Below are 26,410 nucleotides of genomic sequence, written 5' to 3' on the forward strand. Positions count from 1 at the left end.
GGGGCCACCCGGCCAGCCCCACAAGCTCAACCAGCACCCGCTGCCAGATCCAGCGCACCGCCACGCGCCACCGCCCGCTGGAACGCCGGGCGCTCGGCAATCCGTGTCAAAAACGCCTGCAAGCAGGGATAACGCTCCATGCTGCCGGCACGCGAAGCGGCCGCCTGCAGCGGGAAACTCATCTGTATGTCGGCGGCGGTAAAGCGCTCGCCCGCGAACCATCGCCGCTGGCCCAGCTCGCGCTCCATCCAGTCCAGATGCAGTTCAAGCTGCGGGGCGATGAAGCCCTGCATCGTCCTGTCGACGATCATCCGCGCCACCGGTCGGATGAAGAACGGCATCGGCGCGCTGCGGATGCGTCCGAACACCAGCGCCATCAGCAACGGCGGCATCGCCGAACCCTCGGCATAGTGCATCCAGTACCGGTAGCGCAGCCGCTCCGGCGCCTGCGCAGGCAGGACATCGGGCGACAGCCGGCGCTCGCTGTCATAGCGGTCGGCCAGGTATTCGAGAATCGCGCCGGATTCAGCCAGCACCAGACCGTCGTCCTCCAGTACCGGCGATTTGCCCAGCGGATGCACCTGTCGCAGTGCCTTGGGCGCCAGCCATGTTTTCGCATCACGCCGGTAATCCACCAGCGCATAGGACAGACCCAGCTCTTCAAGCATCCACAGCACCCGCTGTGAACGCGAATGGTCCAGATGGTGCACCTTGATCATGGCCAGCCCTGTCGGAACGAAGCGACATCGTAACCATCCGGCCGAAACGGCGATGTCATCGGCAGACGACGGACAAAAGAAAACGCCGGAAGCTTTCGCTTCCGGCGTTCTTGGCTACCTTGCGGTGGCGGGCGTCTAAATTAGACGGCCTGCACCTGGTCAGCCTGCATACCCTTCTGGCCCTGCACGGCGACGAAGGTCACCTTCTGGCCTTCCTGCAGCGACTTGAAGCCGTTGCCCTGGATGGCGCGGAAATGCACGAACAGGTCCGGGCCGCTTTCCGGGGTGATGAAGCCGAAGCCCTTGGCGTCGTTGAACCACTTGACGGTGCCGGTCTGACGATCAGACATGTACTAACTCCTGAAACATAAGTTGAAATAATCGCAGCCACCGGATATCGGGGCCGAGACTGAGTTGCAGGCGTTGGTAAAGCGGATCGATGAGCGGATCGTTAGATCAACTGCATCAGGCCACGATTCACGGTGACCCTTGCAAGCACAGTGGGGCAAACGATACGCGGCTTTTGGTTAAAAAGCGATAAAAACCGGGTACGGATACGGATCGGGTTTGATTTTGGTAAATATTGGCATTGAATTCATCAACTTAGCTGAGGGTCCTTTCACACGCCTGTACCGGCCCGGCACCCCCGAACACCATGAATGCGTGGAATCACAGCCGCCGCAGCGTCACGACTCCCCCCACGGAGCAAGACGGCGCGCACTGTGGAACTCACGTTGACGACCATCCAGAGGGTCTATGAATGCCAACCGCTGCGCCAGCAGTTGCAGCGGCGCGCTGTAATCATCAATTCCGCGTGGTCTGGGCTCTGGATAGCAGTCGTCACCGCAGATCGGCGCGCCCAGTGCCGCCATGTGCACGCGCAACTGGTGCTTGCGGCCGGTGACCGGCTCCAGCCCGTAGCGCCAGAGCGCGCCCATGCGTTCGATCACCCGTATCCGGCTGTGCGCATTGGCCGGTCCGTCGCATTCGACCATCCGGAAAAACGGCTCACCGCGTTCGATACGGCTGAATCGCTCGTGCGGGAACGCCATTTCCGGCAGGGCCGGCGCCAGCGCTTCATAGCCCTTGTCGATTCCGCCATTGCCGAACAGCTGCTGATAGGCGGCACGCGTGCGCCGGTTGCAGGAGAACAGCACCAGCCCGGCCGTGCCACGATCGATGCGGTGCAGTGGCACCAGGTCGCGGTTGCCGGTGGCTGCCAGCAGGCGCGCCAGCAGGGTTTCGCGCACATAGCGTCCGGCCGGGATCACCGGCAGGAAATGCGGTTTGTCGGCGACCAGCAGTTCGTCGTCCTGGTACAGCACCTGCGCGGCGAACGGAATCACCGGCTCCTGCGCCACCTCGCGGAAGTAACGGATCTCCAGCCCGACCCGCCAAGGCTGCTGCGGCTGCAGCGGGGTTCCGTCCAGCGCCTGCACCCTGCCCCGCGCGAACCGCTCCAGCCACTGGTTCCGCGGAATCCGAGGAAACCGGGCGCACAGGCCATCCAGCAGACTGGCCCAGTTTCCGGGTGCCAGTTGCAGATGACTGGGAAGATCGCTCGGTGACATGGCATCCGGTCTGCAAGGGGGCAAAGCATTATCATGGCCGGTCTTCTTTCCCGGTATTCCCATGGCACTCACCGCCACCATCCGCAAGGCCGAATTGCAGATCAGCGACATGGATCGCGGCTATTACGCGACCCACAACCTGACCCTGGCCCAGCATCCGTCCGAAACCGATGAGCGCCTGATGGTGCGCCTGCTCGCCTTCGCCCTGAATGCCGAGGACCGGCTGGAGTTTGGCAAGGGCCTGAGCTGCGAGGATGAGCCGGACCTGTGGCAGTTGGACTACACCGGTGACATCGAACAATGGATCGACCTCGGCCATCCGGACGAGTCGCGCGTGCGCAAGGCCAGCAACCGCAGCCGCCGCGTGCAGATCGTCAACTACGGCGGCAACGCCTCCGATATCTGGTGGCAGAAGCAGGGCCGCCACCTGGGCCGCTTCGACAACCTCTCGGTGGTTGATCTGCCAATCGGGTTTGTCGAGCGCTGGGGTGGGCAGATACAGCGGGCGATGCGCTGGAGCGTGCTGATCCAGGATGGCGAGGTGCAGTTGCTCAACGACCACGAGCAACTGGATTTCATCCCGGTATGGCGCAAGCGCGCGGTGGAATGAGTGGCCGTGGCTGACACGCTGACCCGTTGCGACGTACTGGTGATCGGTGCCGGGGCCGCCGGCCTGATGTGCGCCGTGACCGCCGGCCAGCGCGGCCGCCTGGTGCAGGTGATCGACCATGCCAACAAGGTCGGCAAGAAGATCCTGATGTCCGGTGGCGGTCGCTGCAACTTCACCAATACCGGCACTACACCCGGCAATTTCCTCTCGGCCAATCCGCACTTCTGCAAATCGGCGCTGGCCCGCTACACGCCGGCCGACTTCATCGACATGGTCGAGCGGCACGGCATTGCCTATCACGAGAAAGAACTGGGCCAGCTGTTCTGCGACGTATCCTCCAAGCAGATCGTAAGAATGCTGCTGGACGAATGTGCCGCCGCCGGCGTGCAGATCTGCACCGATTGCGGCGTGCAGAACATCGAACGCGGTACAGATGGCTTTCACGTACAGACCGCGCGGGGGGTGTTCCACAGCGCCTCGCTGGTGATCGCCACCGGCGGCCTGTCGATTCCCAGCATGGGCGCCAGCGGCTTCGGCTATGAGGTCGCGCGCCGCTTCGGACACGAGCTGCTGCCCACCCGCGCCGGGCTGGTGCCGCTGACCCTCAGCGGCAAACACCAGGAACGCTTCGCCGAGCTGAGCGGTGTCGCCCTGCCGGTCGAAGCACATTGCAATGGCCAGAGTTTCCGCAATTCCATGCTGATCACCCACCGCGGCGTCAGCGGCCCGGCGATCCTGCAGATCTCCTCGTTCTGGCAACCGGGTGATGACCTGCGCCTGGACCTGCTGCCCGGCCTGGATGCCGGCGAGTGGCTGCAGCGGATGAAGCGCGAGCGCAGCGCCGCGGAACTGCGTACCGTGCTGTCGGAGGTGATCCCGCGCCGGCTGGCCCTGCGTCTGTGCGAACAGTGGCTCGGCGACAAGCCGGTACGGCAGCTGGACGAGCGCCAGATCAAGGCCGCCGCCGAGCTGCTCTCCGGCTTTCCGCTGGTGGCCAGCGGCACCGAGGGATACCGCACCGCCGAAGTCACCCTTGGCGGCGTGGACACACGCAAGGTCTCGTCCTCCACAATGGAGTCGCAGCTGGTTCCCGGCCTGCACTTCATCGGCGAGGTACTGGATGTGACCGGCTGGCTGGGCGGCTACAACTTCCAGTGGGCCTGGGCGTCGGGCCACGCCGCCGGCAATGCCGTTTGAACCCGCCAAGGTGGCAGTACGTCACAGGCAAGCGTCTGGCGCATGGACGCCATGACACCCTTCGTGTATTAAACCTCGGTTCGAGGGGAGTACAGAATGCAGAACAGCAAAGACACGACCTTGCGCCTGCTGATTGTCGATGACAGTGCCGAGAATGCCGAAGCAATCGTCAGCACGTTGCGCAACAGTGGCGTCGCAGTCCGTCCCTTCCGCCCGCAGAATCCGGAAGAACTTGCACAATTCCTGGGCAACCAGGCGATCGACCTGGTGCTGGTCGCACCGTCGCAGACAATTCCACAATTGCTGCTGACCCAGCAGATCGCCTCCAGCGGCAAGGACATCCCGATGATCCTGCTGGCCGAGCAGATCGAGGAAAACGCACTGGTCGAAGCGGTCGCCAACGGCATCCGCGCCATCGCGTTGCGCCATCGCCCGGAGCACCTGCTGTCGGCGATCAACAACGAGTGGACCGACCTGCAGGCGCGCCGTGGGTTGCGGCGGATCGAGGCGCAGATGCGCGAGACCGAGCGCCGCTGCGATGCGCTGATCTCATCCTCGCGCGATCCGATCGCCTATATCCACGAAGGCATGCACATCCGTGCCAATGACGCCTATCTGGAGATGTTCGGCTATGAAAGCTACGACGATGTCGAAGGCATTTCGCTGCTGGACATGGTCGCGCCGCAGTACGTGGAGGAGTTCAAGCAGCTGCTCAAGTCACTGGGCAAGGGCGAGGCCGCACCACCCCAGTACGAGATCCACGCCCGCAACCAGGATGGCGACATCTTCCCGGCGACGATGGAGTTCTCCCCGGCCACCTATGAAGGTGAAAGCTGCTTCCAGGTGGTGTTCCGCCGCCGCGAGGAGTTCGATCCGGAGCTGGCCCGCGAAGTGGAAGAGCTGCGCCAGCGCGACCAGGTCACCGGCCTGCTCAACCGGCCCACGTTCATGGTGCACCTGGAAAACGCGGTGGCCCAGGTCAGCCGCAGCGATGGCCAGTACGGTTTCCTGCTGATCGAGCCGGACCATTACGCCCGCCTGCTGCCGGATATCGGCCTGGACTCGGCCGACCTGCTGATTGCCGCCCTGGGCCAGAAGCTGGCGGCCACGATTGGCGATGACGCGCAGCTGGCGCGTTTCGGCGAGCATAGTTTCGCGCTGCTGGGCAGCGGTGATTACGCCAGCACCACCACAATCGCCGAGCGCGTGCGCGATGCCTTCGCCTCGCATGTGTTCAGTATCGGCGAGCGTTCGGCCACGGTCTCGGTGAGCATCGGCGGCGTGCAGGTCGGCGAGAAGATTGCCAGTGTCGGACAGGTGCTGACCCGCGCCAACGACTGCATCCGCGCCGCGATCGAGCTGGGCGGCAACACTGTCAAGGTCTTCGATCCGGGTGCGGCCGACCGTGTCGAGGAAGAACGCATCCAGCGCTGGGTGCAGCGCATGCAGGAAGCGCTGGTCGGCGAAGGTTTCCAGCTGAGCTTCCGCCCGGTGATCAACCTGCTTGGCGAACCGCTGCAGCTGTACGACACCTCGCTGCTGCTGGAAAACAACGGTGAGCTGGTCAGCCCGTCGGCATTCCTGCATATCGCCCAGGACCACGGCCTGCTGGCGCCGATCAACCGCTGGGTGGTCACCCATGCGATCCGCGCGCTGGGCGAACGCCGCCGTGCCGGCCACCGCACCCACCTGACGGTGCGCATCACCCCTGAATCCTTTGCCGACCCGGGTCTGATCAGCGCCATCCGCGACACCCTGCTGGCAGAGGGCGTGTCGGGCGAGCAGTTGTGGCTGCAGGTGCCCGAGGCCAAGGTATTCACCCACCTGCGCGCCGCCCAGCAGTTCCTGGCCGAGGTGTCGGCACTGGGCTGCAAGGTGGGACTGGAGCAGTTCGGCTCGGGACTGGATTCGTTCCAGCTGCTGGCGCATTTCCAGCCCGCCTTCCTCAAGCTGGATGCCGACTTCACCGCCGACCCTGCGCAGGCGAAGGAACAGCTGCCCAAGATCCAGGAAATCACCGCCAAGGCGCAGTCGGCCAATATCGTGACCCTGGCTGAATTCATTTCCGAAGCGGCGACGATGAGCCTGCTGTTCAGCGCCGGCGTGGACTACGTGCAGGGCGATTTCGTCGGCCCGGCCGGGCCGGAAATGAACTTCGATTTCGGCTGATACCCGGAAAGTGCGCAAGGCGGGGCCTTGCCCCGCCGCGGGTAGCGATCGACGCGCAAACAGAAGGGCCGGCATGCGCCGGCCCTTCGTCTGTCAGGTCAGGTCAGGTCAGGTCGACCAGATTCTCGATCTTCACATCCGGATTGACGTCGGCGTCGTAATCCACGCCGTCGATGCCGAAGCCGAACAGGCGCAGGAAGTCGGCCTTGTAGCCGGCCAGATCGCTGATCTCATAAAGGTTTTCGTTGGTGACCTGCGGCCACAGCTCCAGCACCTTGCCCTGCACTTCCGGCGCCATTTCCTTGTAGTCGGCGCGCAGACGGCCTTCATCATCCACCAGCGCCACGCTCCGGCCCTTGCCGTCCACCTGCTGCTGGCGGATGTGGTCGGCGGCGTTGGCACCGCCCTGCGGGCCGTTGTAGAGGATGTCGTACAGGGTATCGAGCTGCTCGATGCAGCCCTCGTGCGTACCGGCTTCCTTCATCACCTTGAACAGCAGCGACAGGTACAGCGGCATGGTCGGGATCGCCGAGCTGGCCTGGGTCACCACCGCCTTGAGCACCGACACGCGCGCATCGCCGCCGATACCCTGCAGCTTGCCGCGGATGTCCTTGACCTTGGCATCCAGATCCTTCTTGGCGGCACCGATCGAACCGTTCCAATAGATGGCCTGGGTGATCTCTTCGCCGACATAGGTGAAGGCGGTGGTGGTGGCGCCCGGAGCGAGCACACCAGCCTCCAGCAACGCATCGATCCACATCTGCCAGTCTTCACCACCCATCACCTGCACGGTGCCGGCGATCTCCTCGGCGGTGGCCGGCTGCAGCGTGGTTTCGGTCAGGACTTCCTTGTCGGTATCCAGCCCCTTCAGCGTGATCGGCGCGCCGATCGGCTTGAGCGTGGAGCTGATCACTTCACCGCTCTTCGGGTGCTTGCGGCGCGGCGATGCCAGGCTGTAGACCACCTGGTCGACCTGGCCCAGATCGGCCTTGATGAGTTCGATGACCTTGGCCTTCACCTCGTCGGAGAACGCATCGCCATTGACGCTGCGTGCATACAGGCCGGCCTGGTGTGCGTATTTCTCGAATGCGGCCGAGTTGTACCAGCCCGCTGTGCCCGGCTTGCTCTCGGTGCCCGGACGCTCGAAGAACACACCGAGCGTCGCCGCATCGCTGCCGAAGGCGGCCTTGATGCGCGCCGCCAGGCCATAGCCGGTCGAGGCACCGATCACCAGCACCTTCTTCGGGCCGTGAGCGAGCCTGGGCTGCGCCTTGATGTAGTCGATCTGTTCCTTGACCGCCGCATCGCAGCCGGTGGGATGGGTGGTGACGCAGATGAAGCCGCGTACGCGCGGTTTGATGACCATGGAAACCTCGGTTGGATGCGGAAAACCGGCGCACGATGCACTGCCCTTGCGCCGAACCGGATGATGCTAGTGCGCGCCAACAGTGAAAACAACCGACGCCACCGCATGGAAAGCACACGCTGAAAACAGCTGCCGCCGGCACGCCTGCAATGATATGGATGCAATAAAAAGGAAAAGCCGCGCAGTGCGCGGCTTTTCCGGTGACGCGAGGCGACCTCCCCCTTACGGGCGGCGCTCCAGCTCCTCGATATCCTTGGCCTTGGGCAACAGGTCCTGCTTGGTGACCCGCAGCGGCCCCATCGTCAGCAACGGGCAGGCGATCAGGATCGAGGACACGGTGCCGATCACCGCGCCGATCATCTGCGAGAGGGCCAGACCTTCAAGCGAGCCGCCACCGTAGAGGTACAGCGCCAGCACCGACAGGAAGAACACCAGCGAGGTGATGATGGTGCGCGACAGGGTCTGGTTGATCGAGCGGTTCATCACCTCCAGCGGCTCCACGCGCAGGCTGCGGAAGTTCTCGCGGACGCGGTCGAACACAACGATGGTGTCGTTGATCGAGAAGCCCATCACCGACAGCAGGCCCGCCAGCACGGTCAGGTCGAACTCGCGCCCGGTCAGCGAGAAGAACGCCGCCACGACCAGCACGTCGAACAGCGTGGTGATCGTCGCACTGACGGCGAACTTCAGCTCGAAGCGGAAGCCGATGTAGATCAGGAAGCCGATCATCACGAACAGCGCCGCGTACACGCCGTTCATCGCCAGTTCCTTGCCGACCTGCGGGCCGACGAACTCGGTGCTCATGACCGTGGCTTTGTTGTCCGGCAACGAGACCGCCGCCAGCACCGCCTGTGCGGTCTGGTTGTTGGCCTCGCCGGCGCTGATGCCTTCGGGCACTTCCTGCGGCTGCAGGCGGATCAACAGGTCGCTGCCACTGCCAAAGCTCTGCACCTGGGCGCCGCCATAGCCAGCCGACTCCAGGTGTTCGCGTACCGCATCGACATCAGCGGAGGTTTCGAAGCGGACTTCCACCACCGTACCGCCGGTGAAATCCAGCGCGTAGTTGAAGCCCTTGACGGCGATCACCCCGACCGAGCCGATGAACATCAGCGCGGCGATGGCTACCGCCACCCAGCGCGTGCGCATGAAGTCGAACTGGGTGTCGTTCGGGATCAGATGCAACGGGAACAGTTTCATGTATTCGCTCTCTTCCCGTCAGATGGCCAGGGTCTTGAGTTTCTTGCGACGGCTGTACACAAGTACGGCCAGCGCACGCGACACGGTGATGGCGGTGAACATCGAAGCGCAGATGCCCACGATCATCGTCACCGCAAAGCCCTTCAATGGGCCGGTACCGAATGCGTACAACGCCACGCCGGCGAGGATGCCGGTGATGTTGGCGTCAAGGATGGTGCCCGATGCCTTCTCGTAGCCGCCGGTGATCGCCGCCTTCGCCGGCAGGCCGATCCGCAGCTCTTCACGGATACGCTCGTTGATCAGCACGTTGGCGTCCACCGACAGGCCGATCGACAGTGCCAATCCCGCGAAGCCCGGCAGGGTCATGGTCGCGCCGAACAGCGACATCACCGCGATCACGATCAGCAGGTTGAACAACAGCGCCAGCGAGGTGATGACGCCGAACATGCGGTAGTACACGGTGAAGAACACCAGCGTGAACAGGAACGCATACAGCACCGCGGTCACGCCACGTTCGACGTTCTCCGCACCCAGGCTGGGGCCGACGATCTTCTCTTCGACAAAGTCCATCGGCGCGGCCAGCGAACCGGCACGCAGCAGTTTGGCCAGGTTGTCGGCCTCGGTCTTCTCCAGCCCGGTGGTCTGGAAATTCTTGCCGAATACGCCATTGATGTTGGCAATGGAGATGACTTCCTCCTTGACCCGGAAGCTGCGCACTTCCTTGCCATCGACCACCGTCACCTGCGGCACGCGCTCGGTGTAGACCACCGCCATCGGCTTGTTCACGTTGGCACTGGTGAAGTCGAACATGCGCTGGCCGCCGACGTTGTTCAGCGTCACGCTGACCGCCGGCATGCCGTTCTGGTCAGTGGCGACGCTGGCGGCCACCATCTGGTCACCGGTCACGATCACGCGCTTGTTGAGCAGCACCGGGCCGCGGTTGTCACGCTGCTGGTAGACCTTGGCCTCCGGCGGAATGCGACCGCTGGCGATGGCGTCCTGTGCATTGCCATCCACCACCGCACGGTATTCCAGGGTGGCGGTGGCACCGATCATGCGCTTGGCTTCAGCGGTGTCCTGCACGCCCGGCAGCTGCACCACCACGCGGTTCTCGCCCTGCCGCTGGATGATCGGCTCGGCCACGCCCAGCTCGTTCACACGGTTGCGCAAGGTGGCGATGTTCTGCTCGATGGCGCCGCTGGCGATCTGCGCCACTTCGCTGTCGGGAACGGTCACGGTGATGCGTTTGTCGGACACTTCATAGCCCAGCGTCGGCTGCGCCTTGAACAGTGCTTCGCGCGCGGTACCCGCCGCGGTCTCCGGCGCCGACGGGCTCAGCGTGGCGACGATGGTGTTGTCGCCGCGACGTTCAACCGACTGGTAGGGAACCCGGGCATCCCGCAGGGTGACGCGGATGTCTTCGGAATAGGCTTCAAGCCGCTTGTCCAGCGCCGCCTTCTGGTCCACTTCCAGCACGAAGTGGACGCCGCCCTGCAGGTCCAGGCCCAGCACCAGCGGCTTGCCGCCCAGGTTGCTGAGCCAGTCCGGCACTGTCGAGGCCAGGTTCAGGGCGACGGTGTAGTTTTCGCCCAGGCTCTTGCGCAGGGTGTCGTTGGCCGCGGTCTGCGCCTGCAGGCTGGGCAGGCGCACCATCATGCTCTCCCCCTCGCGGGCCACCGAGGTGGCCTCCACGCCGGCACCGGCAAGCTCGGTCACGATCCTGTCACGCAAGGCGTCGTCGAGCTGGGCGCCACGGTTGGCGGTGATCTGTACGGAGGGGTCCTTCTGGTAGATGTTCGGCATCGCGTACAACGCGCTGACGGCCAGGACGACCAGGATCAGGAAGTACTTCCAGCGTGGAAATTCAAGCATTGCGAGGTCCTGCGCAGCACCTGGACGGCGCCACGATGTGACGGAAAGGGATCAAGCTCAGGCTGCGGACTTCAGCGTGCCCTTGGGCAGGACGTTGCCGATGGCGGCCTTCTGCACGCGGATGCGCACGTTGTCGGCCACTTCCACGGTGATGAAGTTGTCGCCGATCTCGGTCACCACGCCGGCGATACCACCGGAGGTCAGCACCTCGTCACCCTTGGAGATCTTCTCCAGCATCGCCTTGTGTTCCTTCTGGCGCTTCATCTGCGGGCGGATCATCACGAAGTACATGACCGCGATCAGGGCGATCGGCAGCAGGAAGGTGCTTATGCCCGGGGCGGCCGGAGCGGCCTGGGCGACGGGGAGCAGGATGGCCATCAGATTCATCAGTCAATTCCTTGGTGTTGGGCGGCCCCGTCGGCGTTGGCCGGAAGGTCACCGCGAAACGGGGTCAGCCGTGAAGTATGCCACGGCCTCCGGGAACGCGTCCCGGGCCGGCCCATTGTGTGGCTACTGTCCCGACAGCTCCGGTGCGCTCACGCCCCGGGCCGCATAGAAAGACTCGCGGAAGGCCATGAAGGTTCCCGCCTCGATCGCCGCGCGCATGTCGGCCATCAGTTTTTCGTAATAGAACAGGTTGTGGATGGTGCCCAGCATCGGCGCCAGCATCTCGTTGCAGCGGTCCAGATGGCGCAGATAGGAGCGTGTGTAGCCGCTGGTGCAGGCATGGCAGCCACAGCCCGGCTCGATCGTATCCATGTCGCGTTCGTACCTGGCGTTGCGGATGCGCACTGTGCCGGTGGAGGTGAAATAGTGGCCGTTGCGGGCGTTGCGGGTCGGCATCACGCAGTCGAACATGTCCACGCCACGGGCCACGCCTTCAACCAGGTCCTCCGGGCGGCCCACCCCCATCAGATAGCGCGGACGGTCGGCCGGCAGGATCGGATGCATGTGGTCGAGCATGGCGTTGCGTTCGTGCTCCGGCTCGCCCACCGCCAGACCGCCGATGGCGTAACCGTCGAAGCCGATCTGCTGCAGGCCTTCGGCCGAACGGCTGCGCAGCCCGGTGTGCACCCCGCCCTGGACGATGCCGAACAGCGCCGCGTCATTGCCCAGCGCGTCATGCGCGTTGCGGCTGCGCTGGGCCCAGCGCAGGCTCAGCTCCATCGACTTGCGCGCCACCTCTTCGGTGGCCGGGTACGGCGTGCACTCGTCGAAGATCATCACCACGTCCGAATCGAGCACCTTCTGGATCTTCATGCTCTCCTCGGGCCCGAGGAACACCCGTGCGCCATCGGTCGGCGAGGCGAAGGTCACACCTTCTTCGGTGATCTTGCGGCGGTGCGCCAGCGAGAACACCTGGAAACCGCCCGAATCGGTGAGGATCGGGCCGTTCCACTGGCAGAACCCGTGCAGGCCGCCATGGTCGGCAATCACATCCAGTCCCGGTCGCAGGTACAGGTGAAAGGTGTTGCCGAGGATGATCTCGGCACCAAGCGCACGCACCTGCTCGGGCAGGATGCCCTTGACCGAGCCATAGGTACCCACCGGCATGAACGCCGGGGTCTGCACGGTGCCGCGCGGGAAAGAGAGCTGGCCACGGCGGGCGCGGCCATCGGTGTTCTGGAGGGTGAACTGCAATCGGGACATGGAAGCAATAAGGCGTCAGTTGCGGCAATTGTCGCGGATATGGGACAGCAGGGCGAACCCGCAGCCGCCTGCGCTCAATCTGCGAAGCGTACCGGCGCCGGATCGTGCCAGGCCAGTCCGATCTCGCTGCCGACTTCCGGCAGCGGCCCGGAAGCAAAATCCAGCTCCAGCCGCTCACCGTCCGGCAGCTCCACCCAGCCACAGCTGCCCGGCCCACGGAACACGACCGTCATCACCCTGGCCCGCAGCGAGGAGGCCGGATCCGGGCACAGGCTCTCCGGCCGCACCAGCACGCGACCTTCCCCTGCGCCCAGCTGTGCGGCGGAAACCACCGTGCCACGGCCGATGAAGCCGGCCACCAGCGGATCGGCCGGCGACCGGTACAGGACGGTGGCGCTGTCCCACTGCAACAGGCGTCCCTGGTGCATCACGCCGATGCGATCGGCCATCGCGAACGCCTCACCCTGGTCGTGGGTGACCATCAACACGGTGGTGCGGGTGGCCTTGAGCAGTTCGCGCAGCTCGCCGGCCAGCCGCTGCCGTGTATCCACGTCGAGATTGGAAAACGGCTCATCCAGCAACAGCAGCTCCGGCGACGGCGCCAATGCCCGCGCCAGTGCCACACGCTGTTGCTGGCCACCGGACAGCTCATGCGGGTAGCGCGCCTCCAGCCCCTCCAGCCCGACCTGCTGGAGCAGCGTCCGCACCCGCGCCTGGCGTTGCGCGCGCGGCAGAGCGCGCAGGCCGAAGGCCACATTCGCCTCCACATCCAGATGTGGAAACAGTGCGTAATCCTGGAACATCAGCCCCACCCGGCGCTGTTCGGCCGGCAGCGAGCGTTTTGCGCTCGCGAGGTCGTGCCCGGCCAGCACGATGCGGCCCTGCTGCAACGGCTCAAAACCGGCAATGGCGCGCAACACTGTGGTTTTGCCGCAGCCCGAAGCCCCCAGCAGGCAGCCGATCTCACCCTGCCCGAGCTGCAGCGACAGCCCGTCGACCACGCGCTTGAAGCCTCCCGCCCCGTGGTAGCCGAGTTGCAGGTCCTGCAGCAGCAACTGCGTATCAGCGTGCATGTTCCGTCCCGTAAGCGGCGCCGGCACGCGCCAGCAGGATCACCGGCACCAGGCCGCTGGCCACGATCAACAAGGCCGCCACGGCGCCCTCCTCATAGGTTCCCCGCGCCGCCTCGGCATACAGCCAGGTGGCGAGGGTTTCAAAATTCATGGGCCGCAGCACCAGTGTGGCCGACAGTTCTTTCATCGTATCGACGAACACCAGCAAGGCCGCCGCCGCCAGTGCCGGCCGCAACAGCGGCAGATGCACCCGCCGCAGCATGCCGCCCGGCCCTTCCCCCAGATTGGCCGCGGCCTGGTCCAGCGAAGTCGGGATACGCGCCAGACCCGAATCGATGCCGCCCACCGACACCGCGAGGAAACGCAGCGTGTAGGCCAGCATCAGCACCGCCACCGAGCCCATCAACAGCATCTGCGGCTGACCACCCAGTGCCACCCAGCCGCGGCTGAGCAGCGCATCCAGTCCGCCCAGCGGCAGCAGCAGGCCGATGGCCAGCACCGTGCCGGGAATGGCATAGCCAAGCGTGGCGATACGGTTGCTGGCGGTGGCCAGCGTGCGACCGGGGCGCGCCTGCGCCAGCCGCAGTGCCCATGCCACCAGCAGGCCCAGCACCATCGCCACCGCCGTGGCCAGCAAAGCCACCCGCAGCGTGTTCCACAACGCCACCAGCAGCTGCGGCGAGAAGCCGGCGGCCTGCAGCCGCGCCACCGCCTCCCACAGCAGATATGCCATCGGCACGATGAAACCCACCAGCACCGGCAACGCTCCCAGCGCGAAAGCCAGCAACGCCTTGCCGCCATGCAGCTGCTGCGGCTGCATCGGCCGCGGCCGCAGCACGCTGGCAAAGCGCTGCCGCCGTCGCCCGTGACGCTCCAGCCACAGCAGCAGAGCCACCAGCGCCAGCATCGCCAAGGCGATCTGTGCCGCGCCGGCCAGATCGCCACGGCTGACCCAAGTGGTGTAGATCGACACGGTCAGCGTCTGCACGCCGAGGAATTCGGAGGCGCCGATGTCGTTGAGCGTTTCCAGCAGTGCCAGCGCCACGCCCACCGCGATGGCCGGCCGCGCCAGCGGCAATGCCACCCGCCAGAACACCTGCCACGGCGTCGCCCCGAGGCTGCGCGCCGCTTCCAGCAGGCCGGCGGCCTGGGTCATGAACAGTGCGCGCGTGGTCAGGTAGACATAGGGATACAGCACGAATCCCAGCAGCACGATGCAGCCGGCCAGATGGCGGATATCAGGCAGGCGGAACTGGCGCGGGCTGTCATAGCCCAGCAGATCGCGGATCAGCCCCTGCACCGGTCCCAGCGGGTGCAGCACATCCAGATAGGCGAACGCGGCGATATAGGCCGGCACCGCCAACGGCAGCAGCAGCGCCCATGCCAGCACCCGCCGCCCGGGAAACGCGAAGGCGGTCACCAGCCAGGCACTGCCGGTTCCCAGCAGTCCCACCAGCACGCCAACCCCCAGCAACAGCACCACGGTGTTGAGTAGCGATACCGGCAACACATGGGTCCACAGATGCCCCCACAGGCCGCCACTGCCCTCCGCCGCCGCCCACGCCAGCCCCAGCACCGGCGCCAGCATCACCGCTGCCACCACTACCGCTCCTGCCAGCCACGGATTCCACCGCCAGACCATCCATCAACATCCTGTGAAACGACAGGCCGGCACCCTTTTCCGGGTACCGGCCTGGCGGAAAACCATGCCTCAGTTGTCGAAGCCGACCTTGTCGACCAGCTCGCTGGCCTGCTTGCGGTTGGCCACCACCTCGGCCAACGGCAGCGGATCGACCGTCATCGGCCCGAAGCTTGCCACCACCGGGTCCAGTTCCACACCGGCCTTCACCGGGTATTCGTAGTTGGCACGTGCGTACAGGCTCTGCGAGCTGTCGCTGACCAGATACTCCAGCAGCTTGACCGCATTGTCGCGGTTGGGCGCATGCCGGGCGATGGCGGCGCCGGAGATGTTGACGTGGGTACCGCCACCATCGGCGAACACCGGCCGCACCACCTGGATGGCATCGCCCCAGGCGCGCTGTTCCGAACCTTCCTCGGCATTCTTCATGCGGCCGACGTAATAGGCATTGGCGATGCCGATATCGCAGATGCCGGCAAGGATGTCGCGGGCGACGTCACGGTCACCACCGGCGGCCTTGCGCGCCAGGTTGGCCTTGACCCCGCGCAACCACGCCTCGGTCTTCTCCGCACCGTCATGGGCGATCAGCGCCGCGAACAGGCTGGTGTTGTACGGATGCTGGCCGGAACGGATGCATACCCGCCCCTTCCACTTCGGATCCGCCAGGTCCTGGTAGGTGAAGCCGTCCAGCTTCAGATCCTTGTCGGCATACAGCACGCGGTCGCGCAGCGACAGCGCGAACCACTGGCCTTCAGGCGAACGCAGGTGCGCCGGGATGGCGGCATCGAGCACCGCCGACTGCACCGCCTGGGTGTGGCCGGCTTCGACGACGTCGAGCAGGCGGCCGGTATCCACGGTCATCAGCACATCGGCCGGCGAGCGCTCGCCTTCGGCCGCCAGACGCTCGGTCAGGCCGTCCTTGAGCAACACGGTATTGACCTTGATGCCGGTGTCCTGGGTGAACGCATCCAGCAGCGGCTGCACCAGCCCCGGCTCGCGCGTGGTGTAGAGATTGACCTCGCCCGCCGTGGCGGTAGCGGCGGGAGCCGTGCTGTCACCGGTCTTGGCGCAGGCGCCCAGCAGCAAAAGGGAGCACAAGGCGGCCAGATGGCCGGCGGCGCGCTTCGGATGGCGCATGGAATTCTCCGGGTTGGTCATTCGGACTCGCCGGCAAGGCCGGCAATGAAGATGGGAATCTATCTCATTTGCGATTTTCATGCACGCTTTGCGCGTGCCCGCTTACTCCGCCGGCCCGGGAAACAGCAGCATCGCATCGCCGTAGCTGAAGAAGCGGTACTGCTGCGCAATCGCATGCGCATAGGCCTCGAACACCCGGTCCTTGCCGGCGAACGCGCTGATCATCATCAGCAAGGTGCTCTCCGGCAGATGGAAGTTGGTGACCATCGCATCGACGCTGCGGATGCGGTAACCCGGGGTGATGAAGATCTGCGTTTCCCCCGCGAACGGCTGCAGCTCGCCGTCGGGCATCGCCTCGCTTTTACGCCAGGCACTTTCCAGCGCCCGCACCACGGTGGTGCCGACCCCGATCACACGGCCGCCGGCGGCACGGGTGCGACGCACCTGTTCAACCAGTTCGGCACCGACGTTGAGCCATTCGCGGTGCATCACGTGGTGGCTCAGGTCGTCCACCCGCACCGGCTGGAAGGTGCCCGCGCCCACATGCAGGGTGACATGGCCGAACTGCACGCCGCGCTCACGCAGCTGTGCCAGCAGCGGTTCGTCAAAATGCAGGCCGGCGGTCGGTGCGGCCACTGCGCCCACCTGCCGGGCGAACACGGTCTGGTAGCGTTCGCGGTCGTCGGCGCCGGGCTCACGATGGATGTAGGGCGGCAGCGGCAGCCGGCCCTCGCGTACCAGCCAGGTTTCCAGCGGCTCGGCAAGGTCGAAACGCAGCACGTAGAACTCGCCATCGCGGCCCAGCACCTCCGCCTCGCCACCGGCATCGAGCGTGATGCGGCTGCCCGGTTTGGGAGATTTGCTGGCGCCGATCTGCGCGCGCGCCTGCTGCGCGCCGAGCAGGCGCTCGATCAGGATCTCGACCCGCCCGCCGGTGGCCTTCTGCCCGAACAACCGCGCCGGAATCACCCGGGTGTCGTTGAACACCAGCAGGTCGCCGGGTTGCAGCAGCTGCGGCAGATCGTGCACATGGCGGTCATCGAACGCCGCCGGGGCCGGCGGCACCAGCAGCAGGCGACTGGCCGAACGCTCGGCCAACGGCGCTTGGGCGATCAGCGCCTCGGGCAGGTCGTAGTGGAAATCGGACTTCTTCAAAGCCGGAACGTCGTGCGGGGACAGCCGGTGATTGTAGCGCCCATGCGTCTTTCAACCGGCATGCACGCCTGTTCCCATCCCGCTGCCCGGCCTGCTCAGCGCTCGAATTTGGTCGACAGGATGATCGCGCTGGTGGTCCGCTCCACGCCGTCGATGGCGCCGATGGCGTCAGTCACCACATCCATCTGGCTGACCCCACCCACCACTACCATCGCGATCAGATCGTGGTTGCCGCTGACCGAATGCAGGCTGCGCACCTCCGGGATATCGCGCAATGCCTTGACCACGGCGGCCATCTTCTTCGGCAGCACAGTGATCAGCACGTGCGCACGCACCTGGCCCTGCTCGTAGTCCTCGTGGGTGCGCACGGTGTAACCGGCGATCACGCCCTGCTGTTCCAGACGGTCGATGCGGCTCTGCACGGTGGTACGCGACAGCCCCAGCCGGCGGGCGATCTGCGCGGTGGAGGCGCGCGCATCCTCGCGCAGTACGGACAACAGGCGCTCATCGGCGGGAGAAATATTCACATTGCTTACCAGCATCGTCGATTCGACGAAATTACTCGAAAAACCGTCGAGATCACAGCTGCCATATGTCCAGAATCTCCAGATAATGGGTATAGACAAGTTACTTCTGGAGATGAGCATGACCATACTCGGCCCCCTCGCCCCGCTTCGCGCGCACGCCGGCAGCCGCCTGACCACCGGTCTGGACGATGCTGCGATCGAACGCCTGGCCGCTGCCCATCCCGACCTGACCGGCGCCATCCACGCCGCCGCCCGTGAATACGACCGCATCAAGAAAGACATCGCCGACCTGCTGGACCTGGACGAGAAGGACCAGATCGCCGCAATGCAGGCCGGCTTCGTCAACTTCTATGCCGATGACGCAGTGGTGCCGTACATCGCGCTGGCCGCCTGCGGCCCATGGGTGGTCTCGCTCAAGGGCGCGGTGCTGTACGACGCCGGCGGCTACGGCATGCTCGGCTTCGGCCACACCCCCGCCGACATCATGGCCGCCGCGGCCAAGCCGCAGGTGATGGCCAACATCATGACCCCAAGCCTGTCCCAGCGCCGCTTCGTGCAGGCCATGCGCAAGGAGATCGGCCACACCCGCGGTGGCTGCCCGTTCTCGCACTTCATGTGCCTGAACTCCGGCTCCGAAGCGGTCGGCCTGGCGGCACGCATCGCCGACATCAACGCCAAGCTGCAGACCGAGCCGGGGGCCGCCCATGCCGGCGCCACCATCAAGCGCGTGGTGATCAAGGGCAGCTTCCATGGCCGCACCGACCGTCCGGCGCTGTACTCGGATTCCACCCGCAAGACCTACGACCGCTACCTGGCCAGCTACCGCGGCGAGGACAGCGTCATCGCCATCGCGCCGTATGACGAAGCCGCACTGCGCAAGGTGTTCGAGGATGCCGGCAGCAACAACTGGTTCATCGAAGCCGTCTTCCTGGAGCCGGTGATGGGCGAAGGCGACCCGGGCCGCGCGGTACCGGCCAGCTTCTACAAGCTGGCCCGCGAACTGACCCGCGAGCACGGCAGCCTGCTGCTGATCGACTCGATCCAGGCCGCGCTGCGCGCCCACGGCACGCTGTCGCTGGTTGACTATCCGGGTTACGAGAAGCTCGATCCGCCGGACATGGAGACCTACTCCAAGGCGCTGAACGGCGCGCAGTTCCCGCTGTCGGTGCTGGCCGTCACCGGACATGCTGCCGGCCTCTACCGCAAGGGCGTGTACGGCAACACCATGACCACCAACCCGCGTGCGCTGGACGTGGCCTGCGCCACCCTCGCCCGCCTGACCCCCGAGGTGCGGCAGAACATCCGCGCACGCGGCGAGCAGGCGCTGCAGAAGCTGGAGGCGCTCAAGGCGAAACTGGGCGGTGCGATCACCAAGGTGCAAGGCACCGGTCTGCTGTTCTCGTGCGAACTGGCGCCGCAGTTCAAGTGCTATGGCGCCAACTCCACCGAGGAATGGTTGCGCATGCATGGCGTCAACGTGATCCACGGCGGCGAAAACTCGCTGCGCTTCACCCCGCACTTCGACATGGATGAAGCCGAACTGGATCTGCTGGTGGACATGATCGGCCGCGCACTGGTGGAAGGCCCGCGCCGCGAGCAGGCCGAGGCGGCCTGATCCACCACCTCGCGTGCAACAGGAACGGCGGCCAGTGGCCGCCGTTCTCCATTCTGCCTGAACCATGCAGCCAAGCAGCCTTGGCTGCAATCAACTGTCAGGCCTGCAGCCCGGTGCGCTGCTCATACCAGTCCCGGTAAGGCGTGTTCTTGACCAGATGACGGTTGAAGTCCCGGGCACCATCTTCCCACCAGACAGGTCCCCGCTCGCCCAGCGCGATTTTTGCAGCGTTGACGGAACTACGTGCTGCCGCAAGTGCAGCAGGATCATCCGCCGCCAGTGCGGCTTTCACTTGCCGGCGGGCAGCCATCAGCGCACTGACGAGCACCTCGTGTTCCCGTGGCGAAAGACGGGGGTTGGCAACCCGCCAGAGACGGCCGCGAACCACCATGTACCGACCGTCGGGTGTCCGTGGATGCTCCACGCCGGCCGGCCTCCTCAGTAACCGATGACGCGGTACGGCACCACTGGAATCAACTGCACTTCCTTGCAACCGTCATAACGGCTGCAACTGCCGAAGTAACCCGGCCCCCAGTAACGCTGCCGTGCATCGCGGTTATACGGGCTGTTGTAGAAATCCGGGCGATAGAGGTTGCCCGAGCCGTGGTAGCGCAGCGGCGTCACCGCCTCCGGCGCATCATTGCGCGAAGTCTGCGCCACCGAAGGCGTGCCCTGCGCATCGACGTAACCGAATTCGCTGTCGTAGCGGACCAGCCGGTAATAGATGGTTTCCCCATCCTGCTGGCGGCTGCGCAGGCGCTCCAGCGTGCCATCGCCGGCATCGGCATAGGCCTGCCCGCCTTCGAACACCACCTCGCTGGGCGTGACGATCTCTTCCTCCAGCGGCGGCGCTGCAGCCACTGCCCCCGCCGTGGCAACCGCCAGCACCAGCAGTGCTCCCGTCCTGATCAAAACCTTGTCCGCTCGCATACCTATCCTCCGTGAAAGCCGCCGGGAGCCTGCCATGCCGTCTCCGGGCCAATGGGTTCAACCGTCGCCTCCCCCATCGGGAAGCGCGCCACCTCAACTGCGCTCAAACCAACGCCGGCCCCGCTTCAAGCGGATGCTTTGCCGGCATCAAAGCGCCCCGATTATAGATGCCGCACGCCGGCTTTCTTCGTGAAGCCTTTCACGTACCAGGCATCGCGGCAGGCCGCACTGCAATTGCCTGTGCATGCCGCCGCAACGACCGGGAAATGACCTCGCGCGCCTCATCCACATCGCCCCAGCCTTCAAGCCGGATGTCCCCGCCATCGGGCAGATCCTTGTAGACGCGGAAGAACGCCTCGATGCGCTGGCGTTCGATCAGCGGCAGGTCATCCAGCGTGCGGATGTCGCGGTAAGCGGGGGCCACCACGTCCACCGGCACGCCGATGATCTTCTCGTCGGCCTCGCCGCGATCGTGCATGCGCAACACACCCAGCGGGCGGAAGCGCAGCGTTGCGCCGGGCTGGACCGGTGAGCGGGTCAGCACCAGCGCATCCAGTGGATCGCCATCGCCGGCCAGGGTACGCGGCAGCGAGCCGTAGTTGGCCGGATAGGCCACCGGCATTGACAGGAAGCGGTCCACCCGCAACTCGCCATCCCTGCCCAGCTCGTACTTGATCGTACCGCCGGCGGGAATCTCCACCACCATCAGCACCTCGTCCGGCGCCAGCGATGGCTGCGGCAGTTGCAGCGGATGCCGCATGTCGGCATCGGCCGCCACCATTCCGGGCAATAGCGCCAGCAAGCAGGACAACGGCAAAAACAGGCGACTACGCTTTAGCATCATCGTTCCCTATTCCCAGCAACGGTCCGCACGTCCCTTCGGTGAGGCGGCACGCGGGCAATCACGCTGCGGGATACGGCCTTCGGTGACTTCGTCGAACTGCTTGCTGCCATCGGCGGCACGCGTGATCCTGAAGGCGTCATACAGGCGTCCGGTGGCGGTGCGCGCCTCGTAGGACAGCTGCTGCCCATCCAGCCGCAGCACCTGGAACAGCTGCGTATCCTCGGCCACCGGCCGCATCGTCGCCCGTGCCTGCGGTGACAGCCGGTACTGCTTGGGCCCGGCCACCGAGGAGATGTACTGCGGCAGGACGGCATCGTCACCGGCGCGGCGGCCATAGGTGTGATCGTGACCCTGCAACACCAGATCGACCTTGTGGTGTTGCAACACCGGCCGGATCTGACCGGCCAGCACCGAGGTGTCGCGCTCGGCGCGCAACGGATACAGCGGCTGATGCACCACTACGATGTTCCAAGGCCGGGTGCTGGCCGCGAGCACACCCTCAAGCCAACGCGCCTGCGCCGTTGCCGTGCCCAGATCCAGCGCCGAGGTGCCGTCCAGCACCACCACCCGCGCGCCCTGGTAATCGAACCAGTAAGTGGTACTGGCCGCTGCCGCCACACCATTGCCCGGCAGCGCGAAGCTCACCGGCCAGTGCGCGCCCAGCACGCGACGCTCCTGCGGGGTGTCTTCGAACTCTTCGAAATACTCGTGGTTGCCCGCCGCCGGCGCGATTGCCGTGCCCGGCAGCAGGCCGCCGCCCGCGGCAAACCATTCGCCCCATTCGTTGTCATCCTCGCCGTCGCCACCACTGACCAGGTCACCGGCAAACAGCACCAGCCGCGCCTCCGGTGCACTCTGCCAACCCTGGCGGATGACGCGACTGACGTGGCTGAGGTTCTTGTTCTGGGTATCACCGAAGTACAGCAACGTCAGCGGTTGTGAGACCGCACCCGCCGTGCGGAAGTGCGTCCAGGCGCTCCAGCCGCCCTTTCCCTGCACGCGGTAGGCATAGAGCGTGTCCGGCTGCAGCCCGTCGATATCGGCGCGATGGTGTTGCGAGGGCCCGTTTTCGGTCTGCAGCAGGCGGTTGCCTGCAGTGATCCTGCGCAGCTCGCCCATGTCCGGAGAATCACCGGCGATTGCCAGCTCCAACTCTGCTTCCGTGGCCAGCGGCGAGGTACGCCAGGCCACCGAAAACCCGGTACTGGCATCCTGTGCCGGTGACGCGACGATGCGGTCGGGCAGATCACCGGCCGCGTAATGCCGGCTGCCCGACGGCACCTGGGTATTGGGCTCTGCGGCCGGAGCGGCCCCCACCGCTCCGGCCGCACCCACCATCGCCACCACCAGCAACCATGATTTTCCGGGTACAGGCATCACAGCGCACAGTCCTGGGGCAACGACAAGGCCGCAGCGATATCGCGCCAGTCGAACGCCACCACACCCTGATCGTCATGCACGGCGTACAGCGCACCTTGCGGGAAGCGTGCCGACGCCTGTTGACTGTTCCAGATGCCGTCGGTGTTGGCCACCATGTCGCCATGGAAGGCACCGGCATGGGCCAGCGTCTTGCGGTCGAACAGGTGGAACACACTGCGATCCTTGCCCTGCTCGGTGGTGATCCACCAGCCGCCCTCGCCGCAGGTGCGCAGCATCACGCCTTCGGCCTGCGCCTTGAACACGTCATTGCCAAACGTGTTGCCGGTGAACTCGCCGGCCAGCGTGTAGACCTTGAATTCACTGGCATAGGTTTCGTCCTCCTCGGCCACCAGCAGGCGGTCGTTGCCCGGATCGCCCCAGATCGATTCCACCACCCGCAGCGCACCCCTGGGCGTGGTGTCGCCGATGCTGCGCACCAGCTCGGCCTGCACACCACGACCATCAACCGTCACCCGGTAGCGGCGCACACGCTCGTTCAAGCGTTCCAGCGCCGGCAGGATGTCGTTGCCGGCAGCGTCCTCGCCATCGTCATACGAATCGGTGACGTACACGTCGTAGCCGTCCTGCAATGGTTTCATCCACAGCCCGTACGGCTTGCGCAGATCGTCGCCGGCAAACACGCCCAGCGGCTTGAAGTCGGGCAGCTGCAGCACCTGCACCCGGTGGTTGTCACGCTCGACGACGAACACCAGGTCGCCGCTCACCGCGATGCCATTGGGACGATCGAACTGGCCAAGTGCGGTACCGGGGCTGCCGACATCGCGCAGGTGCTTGCCGGTCTGGCCGTCGTACACCACCAGCTTGTCCGTGGCCTTGGCGGTGGCGATCAACCAGACCTCGCCATCGGCACGGGTCCAGCTGGCGGGCGAGTCGATGTTGTCCTCCGGCGTCATCGGCGTCAGCAACGCCTCGGCCACGCGCACCGCTGGCAGGGCACCTTCGGCCACATCGGCGGCGCTGGGCGGAGGCACGCTGTCCGCCGCCGGCTGGCAGGCCGTCAGCACCAGCGTGACAGCCGCGTACAGCAGTGCGGCCCTCACAGCGCCACCTTCAGGCCGATGGCATAGGTGCGACCATATTCCTCGTTCTGCAGCGTTCGCGAGCGCACGCCCTGGTACAGCTCCAGCGGCTTGTCGAGCAGGTTGGAAGCCTCCAGGTACAGGCTCACGTTTCTGCTGAACTGGTAATCCAGGCTGAAATCCAGCTGCGTATGCGGCGCGACGTAGATGTCATAGGCGCTGTTCTTGCCGATGGTGTCCAGGTATTCACTGCGGTACACACCGGCCAGGCGCGTGCTGAAGCCGCCCCATTCGTAGCCGATATGCGCGCTGTACACATTCCTGGACGCACGCGGCAGCATGAAGTCGTCATCTGCACGATCGGCCATGCCCGGATCGAAATCGGTGTCCAGCCAGGTGCCGCTCAGACCCAGCAACAGGCCGGACCAGGCGCCCGGCAGGAATGCCAGCTGCTGCTGCCAGTTGAACTCGGCGCCGAACACCCTGGCCTCGTCACCGTTGATCGCGCGGGTGACCTCGAAGCCCGGATAGGCGGCATCCTCATTGGTGACGGTCTCCACGATGTAGCCGTCGATGGACTTGTTGAACAGGCCCAGCGCGACAATACCGGTGCCGTCCTCGCCCAGATAGCGCTCGAACGACAGGTCCACGTTGCTGGATTCGTACGGGTCCAGCATCGGATTGCCAACGCGCACTTCCTCGTCATCACGGTTCACGCCCAGCCGCGGCGACACATCGCCGAAGGACGGGCGCGCCACGCTCTTGTTGAGCGACCCGCGCAGCACCCAGTTGTTGCCGGTGTCATAGCGCAGGTGCAGGCCCGGCAGCACGCTGGTGTAGCTGTTGCTTGCAGTCCGCGGCGTCACCGTGACCGTCTCGCCATCGGCAGCAATGTCCACCTGGTTGCCGCTGGCATTGAACTGCGTGCCTTCCACGCGCACGCCACCGATCACCCGCAGCGCGCCGATGTCCCAGGTGCCCATCGCATAGGCGGAGAAGATGTCTTCGCTGGCGGTGTAGTCCTCTTCCAGCGAGGCCATCATGTTGCTGGCCACGTCACCGGGACGCGCACTGTACAGGTGGCCATTGGCAGCCCACCACGCCCGCATCGCGGCCGGGTTCATGCCCTGGCCCAGACTGCCGCCACGGTGGCCGAGGGTCTTGCCGTTCCAGTCGGACAGATCGACATCCGGACCCCGGCGCAGTTCGGTTTCATCGACGTTGACCGCGCGCTCGCGCCAGCGGCCGAGCAGGCCGAACTTGTAGCTGCCGCGCTCGCCGTCGAAACGGATATTGACCTGCGCACTGTGCTCGCTGTCGTCCACCTGCTTGGGCCCCAGCACCACGCGGTCGAATTCGTAATTGCCGTTGTCCATCCAGCCGGTGTCGCTCAACCCCAGGCCCGGAATTCCACTGTTCTGGTCGAGGCTGGCGGACAGGTCGTCACCGGCGTAGTCGAAGCGCGCCTCCATCTCGTCATTCACCCGCTCACGGGTCTTGGTATAGCCCAGCCGGTAATCGAGCACGGCATTGGCCAGGCGGTTCTCGCCCCCGAGGCTGGCGGCAAAGGTGTCCTCTTCCTTGGTGCGGTTGCGCATGCGTTTGCTGATCGCATCGGCCGGCAATTCGGCGATCTCGTAGCGGCCATTGCCCAGCGCGCTGATGCCCTCACCGTCTCCCAGGCCGAAAACGGTGCGCTGGCGGGTCTCGGCGTCGTCGAAACGGCTGTACAAGGTGCGCAGGTAGTAGCGGTTGGCATCGTCCGGACGCCAGTCGAAATTGAGGTTGGCACCCGTGCGCTGGCGCTCGATGCTGTACTTGCGGTGCTGCAGGTCGACGGCGACCAGGTCGTCATCGGCGCCCCCCTCGAAGGTGTCGTATTCGACCTCGGTGTTGTCCGATTCGAAGGTGCGCTTCTGGTGGTTCAGCCCCAGCGCCACGCCGAAGGTGCCGTTGAACACTTCGCTGTAATTGAATGCCGCCTTGGGGCTGGTCTTGCCGGACAGTTCCTGGTGACTGGCTTCGACCTTGCCCTTCAGCGAACGCCCGTCACGATCGAACGCCGAGGCCGACTCCACCACCACGCTGCCACCGATGGCATCACCGGGCATGTCCGGAGTGACCGACTTGATCACCCGCAGGCGTTCGGTGGAATCGGTGGGGATCACGTCCAGCGGTGCCGCCCGCGAAGTGTCCTCCGGGGTGCCGATGGCGATGCCGTCGATGCTGACGCTGTTCAGGGCCGCATCCAGACCACGGATCACCACGAAGCGGCCCTCGCCCTGGTCACGGGTGACGCTGACGCCCGGCAGCCGCTGCAGCGACTCGGCGACGTTCATGTCCGGGTAGTCGCCCATCGAATCGGACGCCACCGCATCCTGGATGGCATCGGCATCCCGCTTCAGTTCCACCGCACGGGCCTGCGCCTCGATCTGCGCACGTACTTCGATGCGCTCCAGATCGGTGGCCACCGCGGCGCCGGCGGCGACCACTGCCGTTCCCTCCGAGTCAAGCTGCCGCGCTTCCACCGGCATGGCGGCCATGCAGGCCACCGCGCTCGTTACCGCCACCACCAGAACACGCTTGTGCACACCAGCCCCCGAACTCTCCATAAGATGGCGTGCAAGGTATTTCCGTCCGGTTGCGTCGATATGACAGCCCAGGGTCGGCAATATTTCAG

The 26,410-nt window shown here is 65.4% G+C and carries 23 protein-coding genes; 4 read left to right on the forward strand and 19 right to left on the reverse strand.

The annotated features are described in order from the left end of the window. Positions 1 to 26 precede the first annotated feature (26 nt). The 3 genes from ACSBPQ_RS08470 to ACSBPQ_RS08480 all read right to left on the reverse strand — a co-directional run bounded on the left by ACSBPQ_RS08470 (position 27) and on the right by ACSBPQ_RS08480 (position 2,290). Positions 27 to 719 (reverse strand): glutathione S-transferase, encoded by a 693-nt coding sequence (locus tag ACSBPQ_RS08470; RefSeq protein ID WP_442681760.1) that lies wholly within the window; start codon positions 717 to 719, stop codon positions 27 to 29. Positions 720 to 859: 140 nt separating this feature from the next. Then, on the reverse strand, positions 860 to 1,069 hold the full coding sequence (locus ACSBPQ_RS08475; RefSeq protein ID WP_054659637.1) for a cold-shock protein: 210 nt from the start codon (positions 1,067 to 1,069) through the stop codon (positions 860 to 862). 336 nt (positions 1,070 to 1,405) lie between these two features. Then, positions 1,406 to 2,290, reverse strand: a complete 885-nt coding sequence (locus tag ACSBPQ_RS08480) for a pseudouridine synthase (protein ID WP_442681761.1) — start codon at positions 2,288 to 2,290, stop codon at positions 1,406 to 1,408. A 61-nt stretch (positions 2,291 to 2,351) separates the two neighbouring features. Between ACSBPQ_RS08480 and ACSBPQ_RS08485 the strand changes: the two genes are divergently transcribed. The 3 genes from ACSBPQ_RS08485 to ACSBPQ_RS08495 all read left to right on the forward strand — a co-directional run bounded on the left by ACSBPQ_RS08485 (position 2,352) and on the right by ACSBPQ_RS08495 (position 6,266). Next, on the forward strand, positions 2,352 to 2,900 hold the full coding sequence (locus ACSBPQ_RS08485; protein WP_442681762.1) for a YaeQ family protein: 549 nt from the start codon (positions 2,352 to 2,354) through the stop codon (positions 2,898 to 2,900). A gap of 66 nt (positions 2,901 to 2,966) precedes the next feature. Further along, positions 2,967 to 4,097, forward strand: coding sequence for an NAD(P)/FAD-dependent oxidoreductase (locus tag ACSBPQ_RS08490; RefSeq protein WP_442684552.1), 1,131 nt, complete (start codon positions 2,967 to 2,969; stop codon positions 4,095 to 4,097). A 96-nt stretch (positions 4,098 to 4,193) separates the two neighbouring features. After that, entirely contained in the window at positions 4,194 to 6,266 is a 2,073-nt protein-coding gene (locus ACSBPQ_RS08495; RefSeq protein WP_442681763.1) for an EAL domain-containing protein, read from the forward strand. Positions 6,267 to 6,369: 103 nt separating this feature from the next. Here ACSBPQ_RS08495 and fabV read toward each other — a convergent pair whose 3' ends face one another. From fabV to ACSBPQ_RS08545, 10 genes are all read right to left on the reverse strand, one after another. Beyond that, a complete protein-coding gene (gene fabV, locus ACSBPQ_RS08500; RefSeq protein WP_442681764.1) occupies positions 6,370 to 7,632 on the reverse strand; it encodes an enoyl-ACP reductase FabV in 1,263 nt (420 codons plus the stop codon). A 222-nt stretch (positions 7,633 to 7,854) separates the two neighbouring features. After that, on the reverse strand, positions 7,855 to 8,829 hold the full coding sequence (gene secF / locus ACSBPQ_RS08505; protein ID WP_442681765.1) for a protein translocase subunit SecF: 975 nt from the start codon (positions 8,827 to 8,829) through the stop codon (positions 7,855 to 7,857). A gap of 18 nt (positions 8,830 to 8,847) precedes the next feature. Next, positions 8,848 to 10,701 (reverse strand): protein translocase subunit SecD, encoded by a 1,854-nt coding sequence (gene secD, locus ACSBPQ_RS08510; RefSeq protein WP_442681766.1) that lies wholly within the window; start codon positions 10,699 to 10,701, stop codon positions 8,848 to 8,850. A 57-nt stretch (positions 10,702 to 10,758) separates the two neighbouring features. Continuing rightward, complete coding sequence (yajC, locus tag ACSBPQ_RS08515) at positions 10,759 to 11,088, reverse strand: preprotein translocase subunit YajC (protein WP_442681767.1); 330 nt, start codon at positions 11,086 to 11,088, stop codon at positions 10,759 to 10,761. A gap of 123 nt (positions 11,089 to 11,211) precedes the next feature. Further along, positions 11,212 to 12,351, reverse strand: coding sequence for a tRNA guanosine(34) transglycosylase Tgt (gene tgt / locus ACSBPQ_RS08520; protein WP_442681768.1), 1,140 nt, complete (start codon positions 12,349 to 12,351; stop codon positions 11,212 to 11,214). Positions 12,352 to 12,425: 74 nt separating this feature from the next. After that, complete coding sequence (locus tag ACSBPQ_RS08525; protein ID WP_442681769.1) at positions 12,426 to 13,424, reverse strand: ABC transporter ATP-binding protein; 999 nt, start codon at positions 13,422 to 13,424, stop codon at positions 12,426 to 12,428. Further along, positions 13,414 to 15,066 (reverse strand): ABC transporter permease, encoded by a 1,653-nt coding sequence (locus ACSBPQ_RS08530; RefSeq protein WP_442681770.1) that lies wholly within the window; start codon positions 15,064 to 15,066, stop codon positions 13,414 to 13,416. The genes ACSBPQ_RS08525 and ACSBPQ_RS08530 overlap by 11 nt, the downstream gene beginning before the upstream one ends. A gap of 69 nt (positions 15,067 to 15,135) precedes the next feature. Further along, on the reverse strand, positions 15,136 to 16,200 hold the full coding sequence (locus ACSBPQ_RS08535; RefSeq protein ID WP_442681771.1) for a Fe(3+) ABC transporter substrate-binding protein: 1,065 nt from the start codon (positions 16,198 to 16,200) through the stop codon (positions 15,136 to 15,138). A 102-nt stretch (positions 16,201 to 16,302) separates the two neighbouring features. Continuing rightward, complete coding sequence (gene queA / locus ACSBPQ_RS08540) at positions 16,303 to 17,355, reverse strand: tRNA preQ1(34) S-adenosylmethionine ribosyltransferase-isomerase QueA (protein WP_442681772.1); 1,053 nt, start codon at positions 17,353 to 17,355, stop codon at positions 16,303 to 16,305. Positions 17,356 to 17,450: 95 nt separating this feature from the next. Next, a complete protein-coding gene (locus ACSBPQ_RS08545; RefSeq protein WP_442681773.1) occupies positions 17,451 to 17,882 on the reverse strand; it encodes an Lrp/AsnC family transcriptional regulator in 432 nt (143 codons plus the stop codon). 118 nt (positions 17,883 to 18,000) lie between these two features. Here ACSBPQ_RS08545 and ACSBPQ_RS08550 point away from each other — a divergent pair, with 118 nt between their 5' ends. Beyond that, complete coding sequence (locus tag ACSBPQ_RS08550) at positions 18,001 to 19,497, forward strand: aminotransferase class III-fold pyridoxal phosphate-dependent enzyme (RefSeq protein ID WP_442681774.1); 1,497 nt, start codon at positions 18,001 to 18,003, stop codon at positions 19,495 to 19,497. A gap of 97 nt (positions 19,498 to 19,594) precedes the next feature. Here ACSBPQ_RS08550 and ACSBPQ_RS08555 read toward each other — a convergent pair whose 3' ends face one another. From ACSBPQ_RS08555 to ACSBPQ_RS08580, 6 genes are all read right to left on the reverse strand, one after another. After that, on the reverse strand, positions 19,595 to 19,888 hold the full coding sequence (locus tag ACSBPQ_RS08555) for a hypothetical protein (RefSeq protein ID WP_442681775.1): 294 nt from the start codon (positions 19,886 to 19,888) through the stop codon (positions 19,595 to 19,597). 47 nt (positions 19,889 to 19,935) lie between these two features. Continuing rightward, positions 19,936 to 20,427: a hypothetical protein gene (locus tag ACSBPQ_RS08560; protein WP_442681776.1), complete on the reverse strand. Its 492-nt coding sequence runs from the start codon at positions 20,425 to 20,427 to the stop codon at positions 19,936 to 19,938. A 199-nt stretch (positions 20,428 to 20,626) separates the two neighbouring features. After that, positions 20,627 to 21,271 (reverse strand): inorganic diphosphatase, encoded by a 645-nt coding sequence (locus tag ACSBPQ_RS08565; protein ID WP_442681777.1) that lies wholly within the window; start codon positions 21,269 to 21,271, stop codon positions 20,627 to 20,629. A gap of 6 nt (positions 21,272 to 21,277) precedes the next feature. Next, complete coding sequence (locus ACSBPQ_RS08570) at positions 21,278 to 22,648, reverse strand: metallophosphoesterase (protein ID WP_442681778.1); 1,371 nt, start codon at positions 22,646 to 22,648, stop codon at positions 21,278 to 21,280. Further along, on the reverse strand, positions 22,648 to 23,751 hold the full coding sequence (locus ACSBPQ_RS08575; protein ID WP_442681779.1) for a phytase: 1,104 nt from the start codon (positions 23,749 to 23,751) through the stop codon (positions 22,648 to 22,650). Before ACSBPQ_RS08575 ends, ACSBPQ_RS08570 begins: the two co-directional genes overlap by 1 nt. After that, entirely contained in the window at positions 23,748 to 26,273 is a 2,526-nt protein-coding gene (locus ACSBPQ_RS08580; RefSeq protein ID WP_442684553.1) for a TonB-dependent receptor, read from the reverse strand. Before ACSBPQ_RS08580 ends, ACSBPQ_RS08575 begins: the two co-directional genes overlap by 4 nt. Positions 26,274 to 26,410: the final 137 nt, after the last annotated feature.

The organism is Stenotrophomonas sp. JC08, from assembly GCF_052180205.1.
In the GTDB taxonomy this organism is placed as follows: Bacteria; Pseudomonadota; Gammaproteobacteria; order Xanthomonadales; family Xanthomonadaceae; genus Stenotrophomonas.

What these genes read in the sequence shown, in the direction of transcription:
- ACSBPQ_RS08470 (WP_442681760.1), bottom strand. Translation starts at nt 719, where the DNA reads ATGATCAAGGTGCACCATCTGGACCATTCGCGTTCACAGCGGGTGCTG.
- ACSBPQ_RS08475 (WP_054659637.1), bottom strand. Translation starts at nt 1,069, where the DNA reads ATGTCTGATCGTCAGACCGGCACCGTCAAGTGGTTCAACGACGCCAAG.
- ACSBPQ_RS08480 (WP_442681761.1), bottom strand. Translation starts at nt 2,290, where the DNA reads ATGTCACCGAGCGATCTTCCCAGTCATCTGCAACTGGCACCCGGAAAC.
- ACSBPQ_RS08485 (WP_442681762.1), top strand. Translation starts at nt 2,352, where the DNA reads ATGGCACTCACCGCCACCATCCGCAAGGCCGAATTGCAGATCAGCGAC.
- ACSBPQ_RS08490 (WP_442684552.1), top strand. Translation starts at nt 2,967, where the DNA reads ATGTGCGCCGTGACCGCCGGCCAGCGCGGCCGCCTGGTGCAGGTGATC.
- ACSBPQ_RS08495 (WP_442681763.1), top strand. Translation starts at nt 4,194, where the DNA reads ATGCAGAACAGCAAAGACACGACCTTGCGCCTGCTGATTGTCGATGAC.
- fabV (WP_442681764.1), bottom strand. Translation starts at nt 7,632, where the DNA reads ATGGTCATCAAACCGCGCGTACGCGGCTTCATCTGCGTCACCACCCAT.
- secF (WP_442681765.1), bottom strand. Translation starts at nt 8,829, where the DNA reads ATGAAACTGTTCCCGTTGCATCTGATCCCGAACGACACCCAGTTCGAC.
- secD (WP_442681766.1), bottom strand. Translation starts at nt 10,701, where the DNA reads ATGCTTGAATTTCCACGCTGGAAGTACTTCCTGATCCTGGTCGTCCTG.
- yajC (WP_442681767.1), bottom strand. Translation starts at nt 11,088, where the DNA reads ATGAATCTGATGGCCATCCTGCTCCCCGTCGCCCAGGCCGCTCCGGCC.
- tgt (WP_442681768.1), bottom strand. Translation starts at nt 12,351, where the DNA reads ATGTCCCGATTGCAGTTCACCCTCCAGAACACCGATGGCCGCGCCCGC.
- ACSBPQ_RS08525 (WP_442681769.1), bottom strand. Translation starts at nt 13,424, where the DNA reads ATGCACGCTGATACGCAGTTGCTGCTGCAGGACCTGCAACTCGGCTAC.
- ACSBPQ_RS08530 (WP_442681770.1), bottom strand. Translation starts at nt 15,066, where the DNA reads ATGGTCTGGCGGTGGAATCCGTGGCTGGCAGGAGCGGTAGTGGTGGCA.
- ACSBPQ_RS08535 (WP_442681771.1), bottom strand. Translation starts at nt 16,200, where the DNA reads ATGCGCCATCCGAAGCGCGCCGCCGGCCATCTGGCCGCCTTGTGCTCC.
- ACSBPQ_RS08550 (WP_442681774.1), top strand. Translation starts at nt 18,001, where the DNA reads ATGACCATACTCGGCCCCCTCGCCCCGCTTCGCGCGCACGCCGGCAGC.
- ACSBPQ_RS08555 (WP_442681775.1), bottom strand. Translation starts at nt 19,888, where the DNA reads ATGGTGGTTCGCGGCCGTCTCTGGCGGGTTGCCAACCCCCGTCTTTCG.
- ACSBPQ_RS08560 (WP_442681776.1), bottom strand. Translation starts at nt 20,427, where the DNA reads ATGCGAGCGGACAAGGTTTTGATCAGGACGGGAGCACTGCTGGTGCTG.
- ACSBPQ_RS08565 (WP_442681777.1), bottom strand. Translation starts at nt 21,271, where the DNA reads ATGATGCTAAAGCGTAGTCGCCTGTTTTTGCCGTTGTCCTGCTTGCTG.
- ACSBPQ_RS08570 (WP_442681778.1), bottom strand. Translation starts at nt 22,648, where the DNA reads ATGCCTGTACCCGGAAAATCATGGTTGCTGGTGGTGGCGATGGTGGGT.
- ACSBPQ_RS08580 (WP_442684553.1), bottom strand. Translation starts at nt 26,273, where the DNA reads ATGGCCGCCATGCCGGTGGAAGCGCGGCAGCTTGACTCGGAGGGAACG.